18 protein-coding genes and 1 pseudogene are annotated in these 19,106 nt (G+C 59.2%); 9 read left to right on the top strand and 10 right to left on the bottom strand.

The features are described from left to right. Positions 1–46 precede the first annotated feature (46 nt). Complete coding sequence (locus tag QQG91_RS07355) at positions 47–256, top strand: DUF4287 domain-containing protein (protein ID WP_285769577.1); 210 nt, start codon at positions 47–49, stop codon at positions 254–256. On the opposite strand, the gene QQG91_RS07350 is transcribed toward QQG91_RS07355, so the two are convergent. Together QQG91_RS07350 and QQG91_RS07345 are read right to left on the bottom strand one after the other, a co-directional pair. Continuing rightward, positions 253–891, bottom strand: a complete 639-nt coding sequence (locus QQG91_RS07350) for a response regulator transcription factor (protein WP_285769576.1) — start codon at positions 889–891, stop codon at positions 253–255. The two genes, QQG91_RS07355 and QQG91_RS07350, sit on opposite strands and share 4 nt — an antisense overlap. After that, complete coding sequence (locus tag QQG91_RS07345) at positions 888–2,294, bottom strand: cache domain-containing protein (protein ID WP_352232085.1); 1,407 nt, start codon at positions 2,292–2,294, stop codon at positions 888–890. Before QQG91_RS07345 ends, QQG91_RS07350 begins: the two co-directional genes overlap by 4 nt. A gap of 252 nt (positions 2,295–2,546) precedes the next feature. Between QQG91_RS07345 and QQG91_RS07340 the strand changes: the two genes are divergently transcribed. From QQG91_RS07340 to QQG91_RS07330, 3 genes are all read left to right on the top strand, one after another. Further along, complete coding sequence (locus QQG91_RS07340; protein ID WP_285769574.1) at positions 2,547–3,632, top strand: TRAP transporter substrate-binding protein; 1,086 nt, start codon at positions 2,547–2,549, stop codon at positions 3,630–3,632. A 107-nt stretch (positions 3,633–3,739) separates the two neighbouring features. After that, positions 3,740–4,732, top strand: coding sequence for a TRAP transporter small permease subunit (locus QQG91_RS07335; protein ID WP_285769573.1), 993 nt, complete (start codon positions 3,740–3,742; stop codon positions 4,730–4,732). Between the two features lie 12 nt (positions 4,733–4,744). After that, positions 4,745–7,096: a TRAP transporter large permease gene (locus QQG91_RS07330; protein WP_285769572.1), complete on the top strand. Its 2,352-nt coding sequence runs from the start codon at positions 4,745–4,747 to the stop codon at positions 7,094–7,096. 67 nt (positions 7,097–7,163) lie between these two features. Here QQG91_RS07330 and QQG91_RS07325 read toward each other — a convergent pair. The 4 genes and pseudogenes from QQG91_RS07325 to QQG91_RS07310 form a co-directional block, all read right to left on the bottom strand. Next, a pseudogene (locus QQG91_RS07325) lies at positions 7,164–7,989 on the bottom strand (arginyltransferase). Positions 7,990–8,080: 91 nt separating this feature from the next. Then, positions 8,081–8,521 (bottom strand): RDD family protein, encoded by a 441-nt coding sequence (locus QQG91_RS07320; RefSeq protein WP_285769571.1) that lies wholly within the window; start codon positions 8,519–8,521, stop codon positions 8,081–8,083. A 62-nt stretch (positions 8,522–8,583) separates the two neighbouring features. Beyond that, the gene (locus QQG91_RS07315; protein ID WP_285769570.1) at positions 8,584–9,012 is read right to left on the bottom strand and encodes a DUF2852 domain-containing protein; all 429 of its coding nucleotides are present in this window, start codon (positions 9,010–9,012) and stop codon (positions 8,584–8,586) included. A gap of 150 nt (positions 9,013–9,162) precedes the next feature. Beyond that, positions 9,163–9,633: a YbaK/EbsC family protein gene (locus QQG91_RS07310; protein ID WP_285769569.1), complete on the bottom strand. Its 471-nt coding sequence runs from the start codon at positions 9,631–9,633 to the stop codon at positions 9,163–9,165. A gap of 78 nt (positions 9,634–9,711) precedes the next feature. On the opposite strand from QQG91_RS07310, the gene QQG91_RS07305 reads away from it, so the two are divergent. Continuing rightward, positions 9,712–12,468: a [protein-PII] uridylyltransferase family protein gene (locus QQG91_RS07305; RefSeq protein WP_285769568.1), complete on the top strand. Its 2,757-nt coding sequence runs from the start codon at positions 9,712–9,714 to the stop codon at positions 12,466–12,468. A gap of 13 nt (positions 12,469–12,481) precedes the next feature. Beyond that, positions 12,482–12,754, top strand: coding sequence for a hypothetical protein (locus QQG91_RS07300; protein ID WP_285769567.1), 273 nt, complete (start codon positions 12,482–12,484; stop codon positions 12,752–12,754). On the opposite strand, the gene QQG91_RS07295 is transcribed toward QQG91_RS07300, so the two are convergent. The 3 genes from QQG91_RS07295 to edd all read right to left on the bottom strand — a co-directional run bounded on the left by QQG91_RS07295 (position 12,751) and on the right by edd (position 15,798). Continuing rightward, positions 12,751–13,215 carry a VOC family protein gene (locus QQG91_RS07295; RefSeq protein ID WP_285769566.1) on the bottom strand — a complete coding sequence of 155 codons (465 nt, stop codon included), beginning with the start codon at positions 13,213–13,215 and terminating at the stop codon, positions 12,751–12,753. The genes QQG91_RS07300 and QQG91_RS07295 overlap by 4 nt on opposite strands. Positions 13,216–13,273: 58 nt before the next feature. Further along, positions 13,274–13,915: a bifunctional 4-hydroxy-2-oxoglutarate aldolase/2-dehydro-3-deoxy-phosphogluconate aldolase gene (eda, locus tag QQG91_RS07290; protein ID WP_285769565.1), complete on the bottom strand. Its 642-nt coding sequence runs from the start codon at positions 13,913–13,915 to the stop codon at positions 13,274–13,276. Positions 13,916–13,992: 77 nt separating this feature from the next. After that, positions 13,993–15,798, bottom strand: coding sequence for a phosphogluconate dehydratase (gene edd / locus QQG91_RS07285; RefSeq protein WP_285769564.1), 1,806 nt, complete (start codon positions 15,796–15,798; stop codon positions 13,993–13,995). A gap of 231 nt (positions 15,799–16,029) precedes the next feature. On the opposite strand from edd, the gene QQG91_RS07280 reads away from it, so the two are divergent. Genes QQG91_RS07280 through QQG91_RS07270 form a run of 3 tightly spaced genes read left to right on the top strand, consistent with a single transcriptional unit; the run spans position 16,030 to position 18,424 of the window. Continuing rightward, positions 16,030–16,632, top strand: coding sequence for a DUF6778 family protein (locus QQG91_RS07280; RefSeq protein WP_285769563.1), 603 nt, complete (start codon positions 16,030–16,032; stop codon positions 16,630–16,632). A 50-nt stretch (positions 16,633–16,682) separates the two neighbouring features. After that, positions 16,683–17,879 carry an RSP_2647 family RNA methyltransferase gene (locus QQG91_RS07275; protein ID WP_285769562.1) on the top strand — a complete coding sequence of 399 codons (1,197 nt, stop codon included), beginning with the start codon at positions 16,683–16,685 and terminating at the stop codon, positions 17,877–17,879. After that, positions 17,876–18,424, top strand: a complete 549-nt coding sequence (locus QQG91_RS07270; protein ID WP_285769561.1) for an RSP_2648 family PIN domain-containing protein — start codon at positions 17,876–17,878, stop codon at positions 18,422–18,424. The genes QQG91_RS07275 and QQG91_RS07270 overlap by 4 nt, the downstream gene beginning before the upstream one ends. On the opposite strand, the gene QQG91_RS07265 is transcribed toward QQG91_RS07270, so the two are convergent. Next, complete coding sequence (locus QQG91_RS07265) at positions 18,421–19,104, bottom strand: M48 family metallopeptidase (protein WP_285769560.1); 684 nt, start codon at positions 19,102–19,104, stop codon at positions 18,421–18,423. The genes QQG91_RS07270 and QQG91_RS07265 overlap by 4 nt on opposite strands. Positions 19,105–19,106 lie beyond the last annotated feature (2 nt).

Below are 19,106 nucleotides of genomic sequence, written 5' to 3'. Positions count from 1 at the left end.
CCCTGCCTCGGAGCACGATCTGGTCACGTTTCATCCGAGGATTACAATGACCGAACCTGTCAAAGGCCCTGCCTCTTATTTTCCGTCAATCGAAAAGAAATACGGTCAGCCTATCGACCATTGGCTCGGGATTGCAGAGGCCAAATTCGGCGAAGGGCTCAAGCATATGGAGGTCGTCGCCCACCTTAAGGAAGCCCATGCGATGGGTCACGGGCACGCCAATGCCGTTGTCGCTTTTGTCAAAGCCAAGCTCTAGGTGTTGACGCCCGTGCCCTGAACGACACCGTGTTCAAGGGCATAGCGGGTAAGGCCCGCGGTCGAGCTGATCCCCAACTTGCGTTTGATGTTCTTGCGGTGGGTTTCGACCGTGCGCACCGAAATATTGAGCTCTGCCGCCACATCCTTGTTCGATTTACCTGTCGCAAGCTGCAAAAGGATCGTCTGTTCGCGGCTGGTCAGAGGCTCGCGCCCGTCGGTGATGCGCGGCTTGAGTGACCCTTTGGCGCCTGTGCAAAGGTAATCCTGTCCCGACATCACGGTCTGGATCGCGGTAAAGATTTCCTCGGTCGGCACATCCTTGAGAAGATAGCCGCGCGCACCATGGTTCAGCGCCGTCGAGATGTATTCGGGTGTGTCGTGCATCGATAGAATGACGATCTTGGTTTCGGGGCGCTTTTCAAGAATGAGTTCGGTCGCCGATAGTCCGCCCAACCCCGGCATGTTGAGATCAAGCAGGATCACATCGGGGTTCAGCTCGTCGACGCGGTCCACCGCCTCTTGGCCGGAAGAAAGAGCCGCAACTACAGTCAGTTCGTCATAGGTTTCGAGAAGTGCCTCGATCCCTTCTGCGACCATCGGGTGGTCATCCACGATTACGACACGGATCGTCATGCCTTGTCCTTTGCTGTGTTTTCGGGCGCGAGCATATGGCTCAAGGGGACGAGCGCTTCAATGGTCGTCCCGCCGCCCGGTTCACTTTTGACCTTGAGCGTGCCGCCGAGTTGTTCGAGCCGCTCTTGCATGTTGCGCATCCCGAGCCCGCCTGTGGCCTTGGCGGGTTGGGGCCAATCCATGCCCTTGCCGTTGTCCGAGATCCGCATCAACGCCCCGTTGCGCGTGCCGCGAAGAGTAATATTGATTGCCGTGGCTTCGGAATGGCGGTCGATATTGGTGAGCGCTTCCTGAGCAATGCGGTAGAGTGCGATACGGCCCTCGCGGTCGAGACGTCCGCGGAACACCACCGTTTCAAAGTCCGATTTGATACCCGTTCGGCTTTCGAATTCTTCGATCAGCGCCTGGATTGCAGGACCAAGCCCGAGGTCATCGAGAACGCCGGGGCGCAGGTCGCGGCTGATCCGGCGGACCTCCTGGATGGCACTGCCAAGGCTCGAGATACCCTTATCAAGGCTCTCGCTGGCGCGTTCATCCCCCAAGGACAGGCGGCGGCGCGCCAATTCCAAGGCATAGCGCACGCCCACCAGCATTTGCGAAATGGAATCGTGCAACTCACGCGCCACGCGGCCGCGTTCCTCTTCTTGTGTGTCGACGATCCGCTGGGTGAGCTGTTTGAGCTTGGCGTCCGTCACCCGTCTTTCGCGCAGGTTCAGGAACAAGCCCGACCCGAAGACCGCAAGGAGCGCGGCGGTGGCGATCGTAAGAATATAGAACGATGTTCGGGTGATGCGCCCCGCGATTTCGGCTTCGGCGCTGGCGATCTGGGTTTTGATGTCGTTCAGAAAGACCCCCGTGCCCACGACCCAGCCCCATTCCTGAAGCCCGTTGACATAGACCACCATCTCGCCCGCTTCGCCTGTGACGGGGCGGGGCCATTTGAAGGAATGGTATCCGCCGCCGTTCTGCGCGATTTCGATGAGCTTTTGCGTGATCTCCGGCGCTTCGTCGGAGCGAAAGCCCAGCCGGTTGCGACCCATGAGCCCGCTGGTGCGAGAGGCTACAAGGTTCTGGCCGTCATAATCGAACACAAAGAAGTAACTGTCCTGATCCACAAGCATCGCGGCAAGAAGTCGCGTCACCTCAAGCTTGGCGCGGCTGTCGCTTGTGGCCTTGCGGGCATAGAAGTTCTCGAAGGCCGAGCGCGCGATCGAGACATAGTTGGATAGCTCGTCACGCTTGGCATTGAGGATCTGCGCTTCGAGCGCACGGACCTCGCGCGCGGCGAGGATATTCGACTGGTTGGCAACGACACCCGCGATCACCGCAACCGCGATGATCAAGGGCAATACGGCCAACAGTGTGAACTGTTGGGCAAAGGGCACGCCATAGCGGAGTCGCAAGTGTGAGAGGCGGGAAAACATGCCGATTCGATAGGGGGATTCGGGGCTTTGTCATAGGGAAACCAGCAAGGATCACAAAATTACTTCGAATTTTGCTCCTTTCAAATCAACGTTTTTGGTTAGTTTTCCTGACAAATGTGGGTCCCTACGTAGTAATAGGTATTTTCAGATCGCGAAGTGAACGGCTAGCGTGGGGCACTAGTTCGAAGCGTCTCTACGTAAAGTAGGGATCAATCCAAATGGGAGGAAACCATGGATCGTCGTTCTTTTCTGAGAACATCTGCACTCGGCGGCACCGCTGCCGCTGCTACCGGCCTTGCCGCTCCGGCAATCGCTCAGGGCACCCGCACGCTCACGCTCGTGACTTCGGTTCCGGATGGCTTTGCCGTTTTTGATGACGCTGCAGTAAAATTCGTTGAACTCGTCAATGCGATGGCCGACGGCGAGATCGTGATCGAGAAAAAGGCCGCAGGCCAGCTCGTCGGCGCCTTCGAAGTGTTCGACGCCGTAAGCTCGGGTCAGGCCGACATGTATCACTCGGCAGACTACTACTTCGGTGGTCAGCATCCCGGCTACTACTACTTCACCGCTGTGCCCTTCGGTGCAACCGGCGGCGAGATGATTTCCTGGTATCAGCACGGCGGCGGCAAAGAGCTGCATGACGAGCTTGGCCAGATCTTCGGTCTCAAGTCGTTCCTGTGCGGCAACACCGGCCACCAGCCCGGCGGTTGGTTCCGCAAGGAAATCAACTCGGCAGCCGACCTTCAGGGTCTCAAGTTCCGTATGCCCGGCATCGGCGGTCTCGCGCTCGGTCGCACCGGCGCTTCGGTCCAGAACGTTCCGGGTGGTGAAATCTATCAGGCGCTCGCTTCGGGCGCGATCGACGGCGCAGAATGGATCGGTCCGTTCGCCGACGAACGTCTCGGCTTCCAGGAAGTCTGTGAATTCTACTACACCGGCGGCTTCCACGAGCCGGGTTCGGCACTTGCTTGTGCTGTGAACCGCGATGTCTTTGAATCGCTGACCCCCTCGCAGCAGAAGATCATCGAAACCGCCGCTATGGCAACGCACCACTGGTCGCTGTCGCAGTCGGACGCCAACAACGGTGCCGCTCTCGAGCGTCTTCGTCAGTCGGGCGTCAAGATCATGGAATTCCCCGATGACGTTTGGGATGCCTTCGGCAAGGCCTCCAAAGAAGCGCTCGACGAATTCATGGGTGACGAGCTCTTTGCACGCATCCGTGCGTCCTTCGAAGCATCGGTCGCATCGACCTATGACTGGACCAGCATCTCGGACGGCGTGTTCCAGCGCCAGCGCGCCCGCGTCAACGCAGGCTAATCCGCAGACACTCTCGTCAAAATGGGCCCTTCCGGTTATCCGGAGGGGCCTGACCTGCAATAGGGAGCGCCTTTCGCGCTCCGTCCGTTATTGGGGTGAGGATAACAATGGACGAAACGACCCAGTGCAGCGGCTTTTTCGCCGCGAGCGAAGAGGGGGGCGTCAGCTGTCTCGACCAATTCGAGGCCTCGGGTGCTCTTCAGTGGTTCTTCGGTAATCTTCTCGAAGCTTTCTACAATCTGTTCTACGCGTTTACGCATGTCTCGAGCTGGCTCGATTGGGTCACGTGGGAAAACACCACCGAAGACAAGCAATCCTTGTTGCGTTTCGTCTATTACGGTGCCTCCGAAGAGTTCTTTTTCGTGATGCTGGTGCTTTTGCTGATCGTCTCTGTGATCGGCTTCTTGCACAACGGTTTCATGTGGGGCGTCGTGCGCGGGCTCGAGACCTTTGCCAATTCGGTCGGCCGCACCATGGCTTGGGCCGGTCTTGCGATGGTGCTCATCCAGATCATGATCATCTTCCTTCAGCGCGTTTTTGCCGTGAGCCAGATCACCATCGGGTTCGGCATGGCCTTTACCTTCGATGTGAGCTGGTGGTCGGAAAGTCTCAAGTTCTACAATGCGTTGATCGTCGCTCTTTGTGCGACCTACACCTTTGTTCAGGGCGGACACGTGCGCGTCGATCTTGTCTATTCGTCGGTCAAATACCGCACGAAGAAGACCATCGACATGATGGGAAGCCTTGTGTTCATGCTGCCTTCGGCGCTGATCGTCTGGATCTATGCATGGTTCTTCTTCTGGCGCCACATGATGGTGCCCAATATCTCGGCCTCCGACACGCTTGAAAAGGTGATCCGCAAGGCACCCGCTGTCCGCTGGAACATCGAAACCATCGGGTTCAGCCCGAACGGCTTCAACGCCTATTTCCTCTTCAAGCTTTTGATGCTGACTTACACGGCCATGGTTATGCTGCACGCCTTCGCGTTCTTCTATCGCTCGTATCTCGAGCGCAAAGAGGGCGAGGCCGCAGAAGGCAAATTCCATGACAAAGACGTTCTTGGCGATGAACAAGCCGAGCTCGTGGCCGAAATCCACTAAGGGGAAAGCAAGATGTTTCTAGGACTTGATGGCGTCGAAATCGGTATCATTATCGTATTTCTGACGCTCTTTGGTGCGATCCTGTCCGGCTTCCCCGTCGCTTTTGCGATCGGTGGTGCGGCTGTGATCTCTTTTGCGGCGATTGCCGCGCTCGATAGCGCGGGATTGCTGATCCATCAGGCCATCGACACCTCGTCCGAGGCCTATCGGGCCTTGACGAGCACGGGGGTCAAACCAGACGCGATCTCGGTCTTCACCTATCCTGATCTGCCAAGGGTCGGCAAAGCCGTCTTTGAACAGGGCTGGGAAGTGGCGATGGACCGCAACGTGTCGTTCATCGTCAACCGCATGAACGAGCGCGTCTTTGCGGGCCAGTCGATCGAGACCCTGCTTGCCGTGATCATGTTTGTGATGATGGGCATTATGCTCGAGCGTTCGCGCATTGCGGACGAGCTTCTGACCAAGATGGCGAACGTCTTCGGTCCGCTTCCGGGCGGTCTTGCCGTGTCCATCGTGGTTGTGGGTGCGTTCCTTGCCGCATCGACGGGGATCGTGGGCGCTACTGTTGTGACCATGGGTCTTCTGGCACTGCCGACCATGCTCAAGAACAACTATTCGCCTGAACTGGCGACAGGTGTGATTGCGGCTTCGGGCACGCTCGGCCAGATTATTCCGCCGTCGATCGTGATCGTTCTCTTGGGCACTCTGGCAGGCGATCTCTACTCCGCCGCTCAGGAAGACCGCGCCGTTCTTGCGGGCTGCACCGATGCTCTGACCTATCTGGGCGAGCCCGCGGTGGTCTCGGTCGGCACCCTGTTCCAGGCGGCGCTGCTTCCGGGCATTTTGCTGGCGGTGCTCTATGCGGTCTATGCCTTCGGCTTCGCACTTCTCAACCCGTCCAAGGCGCCTGCGGTGCAGTTGGCCGCAAGCGGCAAAGTTCTGCGCACCCGTAACGAGGCTCTGACTTGGTTCCTCGGGGTTCCCGCGGCTCTCGTGCTTGCCGTCGTTGTTGCAGGGCAGCTGAACATCGTTGGATCGCAGACCATCATCGTCGACACCTATTCGGATGCCTCTGAAGCCGCGAGCCTTCGCACCAATGTTTCGCCCGAATGTCAGGCTTCGATGATCGATCTTCATGGTCAGGAGGCTTGGGACGAGGCGGTTGCACAGCAACAGGCCATCGAGGCCAATGGCGGCGCTCAGGAAGCCCGACTTCTCACCGAAGAAGAGCGCGCTGCCGAATTCGAGCGTCAGCTTGGCGTTGCGCCGATCATCGGCACGGGTCTTGCGATACTCATGCTTGCAGCAAGCCTTGCTCTGGCGGTTGCTCGCGGCGTGAACCCCGGTCTCGATGCGCGTCCTTTGGTGATCGGTGCGATCGGTGTTGGTCTCATCGCGGTGATCGACATTGCCTTTATCAGCCCTGTCACCACCGCAGGACAAACCGTCCTCTGGATCGCGCTTCCGCTTTTCCTCGTCTATATCGGCGTAAAAGAGGCGGCCTTCCGCATGAGCCAGAACGATATCATCAAGGTGGTCTTCCCGCCTCTCGTTCTGATCGTTGCGGTTCTCGGTTCGATCCTTGGCGGTGTGACCAACCCGACGCCCGCTGCGGCGCTCGGTGCGGGCGGCGCGATCCTTCTTGCTGCGGGCCGCGTGCTCATCAACAATGGTCGTTCTGCCAAGATGGTCATCTATACGGCCATTGCCATCGGCCTGATGCTGATTGTCGGGATCAACTTCGACATGCGCTTTGCCGAAGGCGGGATGAGCTTCGAGAACCTGATCGCGTTCATCGTTGCCTTTGGCGCGTTCCTGTTCGCGATGTTCGGCTTCTTCTGGAGCTGCTACGTGCTGTTCAAATATGGTGTCCTGTCGCCTGTGGTTCGTGAAACGGCCAAAGTGACCTCGATGGTCTTCACCATCCTGATCGGCTCGCAGCTTTTGAACCTCGTGCTGATCTCGTTCGGTGGTGAGCATTATATCCAGGACTTCCTGCGCAGCTTCTCGAATGAATGGACCGCGTTCCTCATCGTGATGCTGGTGCTCTTTATCCTCGGGTTCGTGCTCGACTTCCTCGAGATCATCTACATCGTGATCCCGATCGTCGGTCCCGTCATCTATGGCGGCTCGTTCGATCCCAAGTGGGTGACGATCATGGTCGCGGTGAACCTTCAGACCTCGTTCCTGACGCCGCCTTTCGGCTTTGCGCTCTTCTATCTGCGCGGCGTGGCCCCCAAAGAGGTCACGACAGGTCACATCTATCGTGGGATCATTCCGTTTGTGTTGATCCAGATGGGCGGGCTTTTGCTTCTGGCGCTTGCACCTTCCATCGTGACCATTGTGCCGTCTCTCCTGAACTAGAAGAGCGGTGCACCTGAAAACAAACGGCGCCCCAAGGGGCGCCGTTTTGCGTTGGAGGAGGGCCGTTTCAAAGCCGCGTGTCGGGGATGGAGAGCCGCGCGACCTGTTCTGCGATGGGCTGCACGAGCAAAGGATCGGTCGTAACCGCATAAGCCTCGGGATCTTCCATCGGCTCCCATGCGCCGTTGACGAAAACCTCGAGCGCATTGAACTTGGACTTGTAGCCCATCTTGGGACTATTGGGCACCCAATAGCCCAGATAGATATAGGGAAGTCCGAGATCCACGGGCGAGTTCGATATGCGCCATAATGATGTAGGTTCCCAAGGAATGTTTGGTCATATCGGGATCGAAGAACGAATAGACCATGCTCAAACCGTCATCGAGAACATCTGTCAGGCAGACCGCCTTGAGCATTTCGGTCTCGCGCTCTGCTTGGGGATCGGTAAACTCGATCAAACGGGTTTTGATCGGGGTTTCTTCGACCATGGCCGCGAATTCGAAAATATCCATTTCGGCCATCCCGCCGGTCGCGTGCCGACTGTCGAGATAGCGCCGGAAGAGAGCGAATTGTTCTTCGGTCGCCCACGGCGAGGTCGAGCGATGCTTGAGATGCGCGTTGCGCTTGAGGACCCGCTTCTGGCTCTTGCTCGGGGTGAAATCCGCAACGCGGATACGGGCCGACAGACAAGCGCAGCAGTCCGTACAGGACGGTCGATAGAGCACGTTCTGGGACCGGCGAAAGCCTTGTTTCGAGAGCGCATTGTTTAGAAGCTCGGCGTTCTCGCCCTGAAGCGCCGTAAAAAGCTTGCGCTCTTTTCGGTCGTCCAGATAGGGGCAGTCCTGCGGCGCAGTGACGTAGAACTGGGGCGTGAGCGGGAGCGAGTGACGCATTTCAGTAGGGATATGACTTCAAAACAAGAAAACGAATATGCGCGAGACTACCAAGCCTGCGCATACTCGCCAATACCCTTATCTAAACGGGTCAGAGAGGGCGGTTTATAGCCGCTGTTCCCATAAAATGGTCCGTAAGACCTTGTTTGCGCTCGGTCAGGAGCATCAACACGATGGAAACGAGCTGAAGCGGTGCGACCATGACCGAAACGGTATAGCCCAGCGTGTGCATCAGCGCCTCTTGGGAGGAGAGCTTTTCACCATGGCCGTTGCGGATTTCTATCGAAAAGAGGCGCATGCCCCAAGTCGCCGAACCGCTTGCCAGAGTGAACCAGCGGTAAAGAAACCCCACGACCATTGCGAAAAAGGCAAAGAAGAACACCGCCGTAAAAGCTGTGAGCGGGACGAGGATCACGGCAAGAATACCGATCAAAGCAAAGTCGACGCACCAAGCCAAGGCCCGCTTGAGCACAACCGAGCGATAGAACTCGGGGTGGGTGCGCGGGTCGGGAAGGGTGTGATAGGCGGACATGGTCGTGAGGTCTCCGTGTTCAAGGTGGCCCTGTGGGGAGGACACAGGGCCGGGGGTTGGGATCAGGCGTCCTGATGGACGTCTTTGGATGCTTTCTTTGCGCGCTCGTCCATGAACTGGTCGAATTCCGATTTGTCCTTGGCTTCGCGAAGACGCTCGAGGAAGGCTTCGAAGTTGTTCTGCTCTTCTTCGAGGCGGCGCAGCGTTTCTGCTTTGTAGGCGTCAAAGGCGCTGTTGCCCGACGAACGGAAGGTGCTCATGGCGGCGCGGCGGGAGTGTTTCATAGACTTGCAGGATGTGCTGAACATGCGTTTGCTCCAGATCATATAAAAGAGAAGGGCGAGGCCGACGGGCCAGACAAAGATAAAGCCAAGAACCATCGCGGCGATCCATGCGCCACGGCCCTTGCTGTCAAGCCAGGCCTCGGACCGTTGAAACCAACCCATAACGGGCTGGGTGCGGGCGGGGGTGAATGCGGTGCTGTCGCTCATTTTGTGCTCCTTTCGGGGTTATGTGAATGCCTTTTACATTACCCAATATCGGAGGCACGCCCCTTCGCTTCAAGACCTTATGTGAAAGATTTTAACATTTTTCCGTATGAGGCGAGTAACACGTTTGTTTTTCTTGGAAAAAATTTCGCCTTACTCGGTGAAATCGGCCCGTTTTGCGCCTGAAATCCGCTCCAGATCGACTGCGTTTATGGGGAAAATATGTCTCGGCGTGCCTGCCGCCGCCCAAATGACGTCGAAATCGAAGAGGTGCGGATCGAGAAAGGCGCGGATCGGATTCAGATGGCCGATGGGTGCGACGCCCCCGATGGCAAAGCCCGTCTGATTGCGGATCAGGGTCGCATCGGCCTTGCCCAAGGGCTCGCCCGCGACCTTGGAGGCTTTGACGGGGTCCACCTGATTGTTGCCCGCCGTGACAAAGAGGATCGCTTCGCCGCTGGTTTCGCCTTGGAAGATGATCGACTTGGCGATCTGGTCCACGAGACAGCCCGCAGCCTCGGCCGCCTGAAGCGCTGTGCGGGTTTCCGCACCCATTTCGACGGGCACGGCGTCGATCCCCGCGTCTAGGAGGGCGTTGGTCACGCGTTTGAGACTTTTGCTCATGATCTTCCCCGAAATTTCGATGGCTTGGCCCCAGTGGTGCCAATTGACCCGCCTAAATTCAAGGCGCAATCTCCGCACATGAGCTTCGAATCCCGCATCACCCGCATTCCCCGTCCCTATGAACCCGAGCGCGCTGCAGATGCGGCCGCTTTGTTTACGGGGCTTTCCGACAACACAGCTCGACTTGTTGCGGGGACAGGGGGATCGAGCCCCTATCTTCTCGGGTTGATGCAAAAAGAGGCGGATTGGCTTGCGGGCGCCTTCCACGACCCCGAAGCTGCATTGGATGCAGCCTTGGCCGTCGTGCGGGCGCTCGAGGCCGACGCTTTGGCCGTTGAGCTTCGCCGCGCAAAACGGCGGATCGCCGCCTTGACCGCGCTTGCCGATCTTGGCGGTGTCTGGCCGCTTGAAAAGGTGACGGGCGCGTTGTCGGATTTCGCAGCGGCGGCGGTCGATGTCTGTCTGCGCCGTCTTGTGGCGGCAGAGATCAATCGCGGCAAAATCCCCAGTCTCGGGATCGAGGATGCAGAGGTCGCAGGCGGTATGATCGCGCTTGCCATGGGCAAGATGGGGGCGGGCGAGCTCAACTATTCGTCGGACATCGACCTTATCATGCTCTTTGACGAGAGCCGCTTTGACGAGGATAGCTATTTCGACGCGCGCGCGGCCTTTATCCGCGTCACGCGCAAGATGACTTCGATCCTCTCGGATGTGACCGCCGATGGCTATGTGTTCCGCACCGATCTTCGGCTGCGTCCCGATGCGAGTGTGACGCCTGTGTGCCTCTCGACCCTTGCTGCCGAGCATTATTACGAAAGCGTGGGCCGCACGTGGGAGCGCGCGGCCTATATCAAGGCGAACCCCTGCGCGGGCGATATCAAAGCGGGCGCTGCTTTCCTTGAAACACTGCGTCCCTTTGTCTGGCGCAAGCATCTCGATTTTGCGGCCATTCAGGATGCCCACGACATGCGGCTTAAGATCCGCGATCACAAGGGGCTGCATGGGCCGCTGGTTCTTGAAGGCCATAATATGAAGCTTGGTCGTGGCGGTATTCGCGAGATCGAGTTCTTTACCCAAACCCGCCAGCTCATCGCGGGGGGGCGCAACCCTGCGCTTCGCGTGCGACAAACCCGCGAGGGGCTGCAAGAACTGGCGCGGGCCGAGTGGATCCCGCAAGAGGTCGCCGATACGCTTTATGACCACTACGTGTTCCATCGAACGGTGGAACACCGCGTCCAGATGATCAACGATCAACAAACCCATGCGCTCCCCACAACGCCTGAGGGGTTCGATCGGTTGGCGGCGCTCATGGGCTACGAGACAGCGGCGCTTCGGGCCGAGCTGGTCCAGCGCATCGAAGAGGTCCACACCCTCACCGAAGGGTTCTTTGCTCCGGGAGAGGCCAAGCCACTCGATGATTTCGGTGCAGAGATCGTGCAGCGCTGGATGGACTATCCCGCGTTTCGCTCGGATCGCGCAGTCGAGATTTTCAAGCGGCTTCGGCCTGAAATCCTCTCGCGACTGAAAGAGGCGGCAAAGCCCGACGAGGCGCTCTTGCAGTTCGACGCCTTTCTCAAGGGGCTTCCTGCGGGGGTGCAGCTCTTTTCGCTTTTCGAGGCGAACCCGCAACTGAACCAATTGATCGTGGATATTTGCGCGACGGCGCCGGCGCTTGCGCAGTATCTGTCGCGGAACGCCGATGTGTTCGACATGGTCATCTCGGGGGGGTTCTTTAGCGAATGGCCGGGGGCCGAAAAGCTTACCAAACGGCTTGAACGGGCGATGCGCGAGGCGCGCGATTACGAAGACAAGCTGAACATGGCGCGCCGCTTTATGAAGGAATGGCACTTCCGCGTCGGGGTCCATCATTTGCGCGGCCTGATCACCGCGGTCGAGGCGGGACGCGAATATGCTGATCTGGCCGAGGCGGTGATTGCAGGTCTTTGGCCGCTCGTGCTCGAGGATTTCAGCGCCAAACACGGCAACCCGCCGGGGCGGGGCGCGGTCGTGCTCGGGATGGGATCGCTCGGAGCGGCGCGGCTGAATTCCGCCTCTGATCTTGATCTGATCATGATCTATGACGCGGAAGGGGTCGAAGCTTCGGAGGGACGTCGTCCGTTGGCGACGCGTGCCTATTATGCTCGGCTGACGCAAGCTTTGGTGACCGCTGTGACCGTGCCCATGTCGGACGGGCGGCTTTACGAGGTGGATATGCGTCTGCGTCCCTCTGGGCGGCAGGGGCCTGTCGCCACGTCTTTCACCGCGTTTCAGGATTACCAACGGAACGAGGCATGGACATGGGAGCATCTCGCGCTCACCCGTGCGCGGCCTGTGGCGGGGAACATGGAGCTTGGTGCCGAGGTCGAGGCATTCCGCCGCGTGCTTTTGGCCGAGAAGTCCAAAGGCGGATCGGTCCTTGCCGACGTGAGTGAAATGCGCAGCCGGATTGCCGCCGCCAAAGCCCCCCAAGGGGACTGGGACGCGAAAATCGGGGCAGGGCGCTTGCAGGATGTAGAACTCATCGCCCAGACCGCAGCGCTTTGTGCGGGCAGCGATGCACGGCTTGTGTCCGAGCAAATCGCAGCCGGTGTCGCGTCCGGTTGGTTCAATGCCGCAGATGAAGCGGCGCTTTGTCGTGCGGCGGCGCTCTTCTGGCAACTGCAGGCGTCGGCGCGATTGCTGACGGGCGGCGTTTTAAAGCCCGAAGACCTTGGCGAAGGCGGACGGCGGTTTATCTTGCGTGAGACAGGTTATGAAAACATCGAAGCGCTCAGGCAGGCAATGGCCGAGGCAGCACAAGAGGCGGACGCGGTGGTCACGCGTCTGCTTGGATAAAGGATTTTTGATCATGGCTCAGCCAAAAGACCCGAACGATCCCAAGGGCCTCATTCGAGAGTCCTTTCGCATCGAGGGGATCACCATCGAAGAGTGCCGCACGATCTTTCTTGATTGGGCGCTTTCGGTGCCAACGTCGGACACCACGCCCGTGATCCGTGCGCTTCTGGAGCGGTACGAGGGGGAGCCAGCCGATCACCCGATGAAGTCGGTGCTCAATGCGGCACTCGAGGGTCCACTTGCCCCCAAGCGTCGCGGAGGACGTGCGGCGCGGATGAACGGTTAGGCCGTCGCGCCGTCTGCGGCCCGCTGAAGGGTTGCGATGTCGAATTTGACCATCTGCAAAAAGGCTGCTCCCACGGCGGGGGCGGTCTTGGGATCTGACATCCATTGCGAGAGCGCTTTGGGCAGGATTTGCCAGCTCAACCCGAAGCGATCGGCAAGCCAGCCGCAGCGCATTTCCTCGCCGCCTTCGCCCAAGGCCGTCCAGAGCCTGTCGATTTCTTCTTGGGTTTCGACATAGACTTGGATCGAGACAGCAGGGGATAGCTTGTAACGCGGGCCGCCGTTCATCATCGTGTAACGCTGACCCAAAAGCTCCATTTCCACGATAAAGGCTTTGTCGCCGCCCACTTGGCGCGTGATGTTCAGGATGCGGGCATCCTCGAACAAAGAGGTATAGAGCATCGCCGCCTCTTCGGCGGTGTCGTCATACCAAAGGCAGGTGGTTGCGGTCGGAGCAGTCATCTCGGTCCCCCTAGTGGAATGGCGCGAGTGTCGGACTGCTCCGTTTCAATTGCAAGCTTTATCGCTTGAGTGCAGCGGCTTCGCGGGCAAGCGCTTCGATCCCGTCCCAGTCGCCCGCATCGACGAGGTCCGAGGGGGCAACCCAAGAGCCGCCGCAGCATAGAACGTTCGAGAGCGAGAGATAATCATTCACGTTCTTGATCGAAATACCGCCCGTCGGGCAGAATTTGACCTGCGGCAACGGCGCGCCGATGGCCTTGAGCGCGGGAGCGCCGCCATTGGCTTCTGCGGGAAAGAATTTCTGAACGTTATAGCCGCGCTCAAGAAGGCGCATCACTTCGGACGAGGTCGCAGCCCCCGGAAGAAGCGGCAGATCGTTTGCCTCGCAAGCATCCAGAAGACGGTCCGTCGCACCCGGAGAAACACCGAAAGTTGCGCCCGCTTTCTTGGCGTTTTCGACGTCCTGCGTGGTCAAAAGCGTGCCTGCGCCGACAGCGCCGCCCGCGACTTTCGCCATTTCCGAAATGGCTTCGAGCGCGCAGGGCGTGCGCAGCGTGACTTCGAGAGCAGGAAGACCGCCCTTGACCAATGCACGCGCCAGACCTTCGGCCTGAGCGGCGTCTTTGATCACCAAGACGGGGACGACCGGCGCAAGATCACAGATTTTACGCGCGAGTTCGGAGGCGTGTTCAGGGGTCATTTCATATCCTTTGGTGGGTGTGTCAGAGACAGGTTTCGTCTCTGACAAAGGTATTTATGGCGTTTCCGGCGCGAAGTTCAAACCACGACGGCCGCGCCGTCCGAAGACAGTCCGACATTCTGGCGGAACACTTCGAACAGTTCGCGACCTACGCCGTTGCCGTTGCCGCTCATATCGGCAACCGCTGCGGTGCGGGTCGAAAGATCGACACCGATCACGTCGATCGTGCCCTTGGTCGCATCGAGACGGATCACGTCACCGTCCTGAATAAAGGAGAGCGGACCGCCGTTTGCAGCCTCGGGCGAGACGTGGATCGCGGCGGGCACTTTGCCCGAAGCGCCCGACATACGGCCATCAGTCACGAGAGCGACCTTGAGGCCGCGATCCTGAAGAACCGCAAGGGTCGGGGTCAGCGAGTGCAACTCGGGCATCCCGTTGGCCTTTGGTCCTTGGAAACGGACGACGACGACGGTGTCTTCAGTGAATTCACCGCGCTGGAAGGCGGCTTTGACCGAATGCTGGTCGTTGAACACGCGGGCTTTGGCTTCGACGATGTGGCGCTCTTCGGCAACTGCGGAGGTTTTGATCACGCCGACGCCGAGGTTGCCCTTGAGACGGGTCAAACCGCCGTGTTTGTTGAACGGGTTCGTGGCAGGGCGCAGGATTTTGTCGTTGAGCGACGTCTTCGTGCCCTCGACATAGGAGACGCGGCCATCCTTGAGCTGCGGCTCTTGGGTATAGCGCTCGAGGCCGTCACCTGCGACCGTGCTGACGTCATCGTGCAAAAGGCCCGCGTTGAGCAGCTCGCCGATCATATAACCCAGACCGCCCGCTGCGTGGAAATGGTTCACATCGGCAAGACCGTTGGGATAGACCTTGGCCATGAGCGGGACGGCTTCCGAAAGGTTATGGAAGTCTTCGAGATCGAGGATCACACCCGCAGCACGCGCCATGGCGGGCAAATGCAGCACGAGGTTGGTCGAGCCACCCGTCGCCATGAGCCCGACAATCCCGTTCACAAAGGCGCGCTCGTCGAGAATCTCGCTCACTGGACGATAATCGTTGCCGAGCGCGGTGATCGCGGCGGCGCGTTCCACACCTGCGACGGTCAGAGCGTCCCGCAGAGGCGTGTTGGGGTTCACGAACGATGCCCCCGGAAGATGGAGCCCCATGAACTCCATGAGCATCTGGTTGGTGTTTGCGGTGCCGTAGAATGTACAGGTGCCCGGCCCGTGATAAGAGGCCATTTCCGCCTTCATCAGCTCTTCACGACCGACCTCGCCCGTGGCGAACTGTTGGCGCACCTTGGCCTTTTGGTCGTTCGGGATGCCCGAGGTCATCGGACCGGCAGGAAGGAAAATGCCGGGGATATAGCCGAAAGTGGCCGCAGCAATGATCAGACCGGGAACGATCTTGTCGCAAACCCCGAGATAGATCGCGCTGTCATAGACATTGTGCGAGAGCGAGACGCCTGCAGCAAGCGCGATGACATCACGCGAAAAGAGCGAAAGCTCCATGCCCGTCTGGCCTTGGGTCACGCCGTCGCACATTGCGGGCACGCCGCCAGCGACCTGCGCCGTTGCACCGAGCTTGCGTGCGGTTTCGCGGATGAGTTCGGGATAGCGCTCATAGGGCTGGTGGGCCGAGAGCATGTCGTTATAGGCGGTCACGATCCCGATATTGGGGGCGCGCTCTGCGATCAGAGCGTCTTTGTCCTGACCCATGGCTGCATAGGCGTGAGCCTGGTTTCCACAGGTGAGATGCGCACGGCGCGGACCTTCGGCTGCCGAGCGCGACATCAGGTCCAGATAACGACCCCGCGATTGCTCACTGCGCGCGCGGATGCGGTCGGTGACGGCTGCGATGATCGGGTTGAGGGCCATTTTCGTCTCCTTGTTCGAGTCGCGCACTCGTAACATGGATAGTTAGCGCTAACAACGGATACTTTTGTATGCCGAATGGAAATATCAAGCATTAACGGGCGCAATTTGTCGCGGGCCAAGAAAGTTACCAAATCCTTAAAAGAGCACGTCCTCGACATATTCTCGCCCAAAAGGAGAGGGAAATTCGGATCAATCCAAAGAAACAAGGGACGGGGTTCCCCCGACATTAAGATGAACATTATTCGGCTTATTCTTGTGCTTTGCGTAACGAGTTTTTCCGCTGCCTGCTCGATGGACGGCGGTGTTGCTTCGCGGAACGAACCGTTGGAAACCGGTTTTGCAAAGGCAGGTGCTTTTGTCCGCGACTACAAAGTGACCGACATCAGGGTTTCGGTTCCCGAAGAACTGAGCGTTTCCGAGGCCAACTCCTACTTCCCGCGCGCCGATATTGTCTGGCGCGGGGATGCATTCGGCAACCGTCACCAGCAGCTTAGTGCTTTGTTCGAACAGGCTGCGGCACGTGGTGCCGAGCGAATGAACGGCGCGGTGCCTGTCGTTGTGGACGTCGAACTTGCCCGTTTCCATGGGGTGACGGAAAAGACCCGTTTCTCGATCGGCGGCGACTATGACATCCACTATGTGATGACCGTGCGCAACGCTGTGACGGGCGAAGTGATCGAGCCGTCAAAGATGGTGAAATACAGACTCGACGCCCCCGGTGGGGATGCCGCGATGGCGCTCGAACATGCGGGCCAGACCGAAAAAGTCCGCGTTCTCGACTTTATGACCCAGAAATTTATCCAAGACCTGAGCTCTCCCGCACTTGGTGCCTAAGGCTCGCAAAAGTTCTTTCAGACATTTTAGAAACCAGCTAGGAGGAGGGCATGATGTCCTCCTCTTATTCTGTTGTCCGTCTCTCGCCCAAAGCCGATGCCCGTGCCATCCGTCACGGCTTTCCTTGGGTATATTCCAATGAATTGGTGCTGGATCGCCGAACCAAGGCGCTTGCCTCGGGCGCGCTTGCGGTTCTTGAGGATGCCGAACGGCGTCCGATGGGGATCGTTGCGGTCAATTCCGCCTCCAAGATCACCTGCCGCATGCTCGACCGCGATCCCGAAGCGGTGATCGATCAGGCGTGGTTTGCAGCAAGATTGCGTATCGCTCTGGCGCATCGCGCGCGGCTCTTCGAGCATCCGTTCTATCGGCTTGTCCATGCCGAGGCCGACGGGCTCCCCGGAGTGGTGATCGACCGTTTCGGTGATCTGGCCGTGGTGCAGCCGAATGCTGCTTGGGCCGATGCCTTGCTTGCGCCGATGGTCGCCGCCTTGGCCGAAGTGACGGGCGTGACCACCGTCATCATGAACGGGTCGGGCCGTGCACGTGCGCTCGAGGGGCTTGAGGAAAAGACCGAAGTCGTTTTGGGCGCAGCGCCCGCAGCACCGATCGAAGTGCCGATGAACGGCGCGATTTATATGGCCGATGTCATGGGCGGACAAAAGACGGGGCTCTTTTACGACCAGCGTCCGAACCACGCCTTTGCCGCGCGACTCTCGCGCGGCGCAAAGGTTCTTGACGTCTTTTCGCATGTGGGCGGCTTTTCCCTTGCTGCTTTGGCGGGGGGTGCCGCATCTGCCATGGCGGTTGACGGATCTGCCGCCGCGCTCGAGCTTGCCGAAGCGGGCGCCAAGGCGATGGGCAAGGGCGATGCCTTTACCACCCGCAAGGGCGATGCCTTCGACGTGCTCACCGCGCTTGCCGAAGAGGGCGAGACCTTTGATGTGGTGATCTGTGATCCGCCCGCTTTTGCGCCCTCTAAACAATCCCTCGAAGCAGGTCTTCGGGCCTATGAGCGGGTTGCAAAGCTTGCCGCGCCTCTGGTGCGCGAGGGGGGGTATCTCGGGCTGTGCTCCTGTTCCCATGCCGCCGATTTGACCAAATTCCGCAACGCTTCGGCCCGCGGGATCGGCAAGGGCGGTCGGCGCGGGCAGATCGTTTACACAGGCTTTGCGGGAGCGGACCATCCGCTCATGCCGCATCTGGCCGAAAGCGGATACCTCAAGGCGGTGTTCTTCCGCCTATGACCAAGCGGCGCATGCTCCTTGACGCTTGCGTCCTTTTTCCGACCGTCATGCGCGAAGTGCTCCTCGCGGTCGCGGACGAGGGGCTCTACGAGCCCAGATGGAGCCCGCGTATCCTTGAAGAATGGGCGCGGGCGACGGTCAAGCTCGGCGATGGGGCCGAAGCCATTGCCCGCGGCGAGATCGTGCAGCTTGGGCTGCGCTTTCCTGTCGCCAGTATCCGTATCCGCGAAGGGATCGAAGGACGGCTCTGGCTTCCCGATCCTGCCGATGTGCATGTGCTCGCTGCCGCAATTTCAGGCTCTTGCGATGCGATCGTCACGATGAACGTGTCGGATTTTCCGCTCAATCTCTTGCGGGACGAGGGGATCGAGCGGGTGGACCCCGATGGGTTTCTCTATGGCCTCTGGCTTGATGCGCCAGAGGCGGTGGAACGGGCCTGCGCCCGCGTGTCTGCAGAAGCAGAGCGGCTTTCGGGGATGCCTTGGGAGATGCGCAAGCTTATGAAAAAAGCGCGGCTTCCCAGATTGGGCAAGGCATTGGCCTAACCCTGCCACTTTTCGGAATTGCGCTCGATGGCGTGAATGCGGGCTTGGGTTTTGGGATGGCTGAGAAGCCAAGCGGGGCTATTTCCACCCGCGCCCCCCGTCAGGCGATCGAGTTTGCGAAAGAGCGAGATTTGCGGCTCGGTCCCGATCCCCGCCTTGATCAAAAGGGCGCTGGCATAGGCGTCCGCCTCGTATTCGTCGCCGCGCGAAAGCCGCGCCATCAGAAGCGACATCGCGGCATTCGCCAGAAACGGCCCGATTCCGGGAAGAATACGTCCGAGAAACATCGCCAGCGCGGTGCGCAAGGCGTTCTGGGACGAAAAGTCGATCAGGCGCCTGCGGGTATGGCCCAAGGCGACATGCCCCATTTCATGGGCGATCACACTGGCCAGTTCTGTGTCGCTGATCTCGCCGCTGCGGTATTTGTCGAGAAAACCGCGCGTGAGGTAAATCTTGCCGTCGGGCGCGGCGAGCCCGTTCACTTGCGGGACGTTATAGACAAAGACCCTGATGCGGGGCAGATCAAGCGCCTTGGCAAGTCTTTGAAGGATCGGAAGCAGCGAAGGATCGGCAAGCTCGACCGACTGTTCCGCCAGATGCTTTTTCGTGCGATGGGCTGAAAAAAGATAGAGGCCGACCCCGTAAAGGAGCGCAAGAAGGATGGGTGTATAACGGAGCATAT

Origin of the sequence: Marivivens sp. LCG002 (genome assembly GCF_030264275.1) — a bacterium.
Lineage (GTDB): Bacteria > Pseudomonadota > Alphaproteobacteria > Rhodobacterales > Rhodobacteraceae > Marivivens.
The sequence above is the reverse complement of the archived record's forward strand: the minus strand, read 5'-3'. Positions and strand labels throughout refer to the sequence as shown.

Bases quoted from the DNA above. Each gene is read 5' to 3' on its own strand.
- QQG91_RS07350 (WP_285769576.1), bottom strand. From the start codon at position 891: ATGACGATCCGTGTCGTAATCGTGGATGACCACCCGATGGTCGCAGAA.
- QQG91_RS07295 (WP_285769566.1), bottom strand. From the start codon at position 13,215: ATGACTGCTCCGACCGCAACCACCTGCCTTTGGTATGACGACACCGCC.
- QQG91_RS07320 (WP_285769571.1), bottom strand. From the start codon at position 8,521: ATGTCCGCCTATCACACCCTTCCCGACCCGCGCACCCACCCCGAGTTC.
- QQG91_RS07270 (WP_285769561.1), top strand. From the start codon at position 17,876: ATGACCAAGCGGCGCATGCTCCTTGACGCTTGCGTCCTTTTTCCGACC.
- QQG91_RS07280 (WP_285769563.1), top strand. From the start codon at position 16,030: ATGAACATTATTCGGCTTATTCTTGTGCTTTGCGTAACGAGTTTTTCC.
- QQG91_RS07265 (WP_285769560.1), bottom strand. From the start codon at position 19,104: ATGCTCCGTTATACACCCATCCTTCTTGCGCTCCTTTACGGGGTCGGC.
- QQG91_RS07310 (WP_285769569.1), bottom strand. From the start codon at position 9,633: ATGAGCAAAAGTCTCAAACGCGTGACCAACGCCCTCCTAGACGCGGGG.
- QQG91_RS07335 (WP_285769573.1), top strand. From the start codon at position 3,740: ATGGACGAAACGACCCAGTGCAGCGGCTTTTTCGCCGCGAGCGAAGAG.
- QQG91_RS07305 (WP_285769568.1), top strand. From the start codon at position 9,712: ATGAGCTTCGAATCCCGCATCACCCGCATTCCCCGTCCCTATGAACCC.
- QQG91_RS07355 (WP_285769577.1), top strand. From the start codon at position 47: ATGACCGAACCTGTCAAAGGCCCTGCCTCTTATTTTCCGTCAATCGAA.
- QQG91_RS07275 (WP_285769562.1), top strand. From the start codon at position 16,683: ATGATGTCCTCCTCTTATTCTGTTGTCCGTCTCTCGCCCAAAGCCGAT.
- QQG91_RS07315 (WP_285769570.1), bottom strand. From the start codon at position 9,012: ATGAGCGACAGCACCGCATTCACCCCCGCCCGCACCCAGCCCGTTATG.
- QQG91_RS07300 (WP_285769567.1), top strand. From the start codon at position 12,482: ATGGCTCAGCCAAAAGACCCGAACGATCCCAAGGGCCTCATTCGAGAG.
- edd (WP_285769564.1), bottom strand. From the start codon at position 15,798: ATGGCCCTCAACCCGATCATCGCAGCCGTCACCGACCGCATCCGCGCG.
- eda (WP_285769565.1), bottom strand. From the start codon at position 13,915: ATGACCCCTGAACACGCCTCCGAACTCGCGCGTAAAATCTGTGATCTT.
- QQG91_RS07340 (WP_285769574.1), top strand. From the start codon at position 2,547: ATGGATCGTCGTTCTTTTCTGAGAACATCTGCACTCGGCGGCACCGCT.
- QQG91_RS07330 (WP_285769572.1), top strand. From the start codon at position 4,745: ATGTTTCTAGGACTTGATGGCGTCGAAATCGGTATCATTATCGTATTT.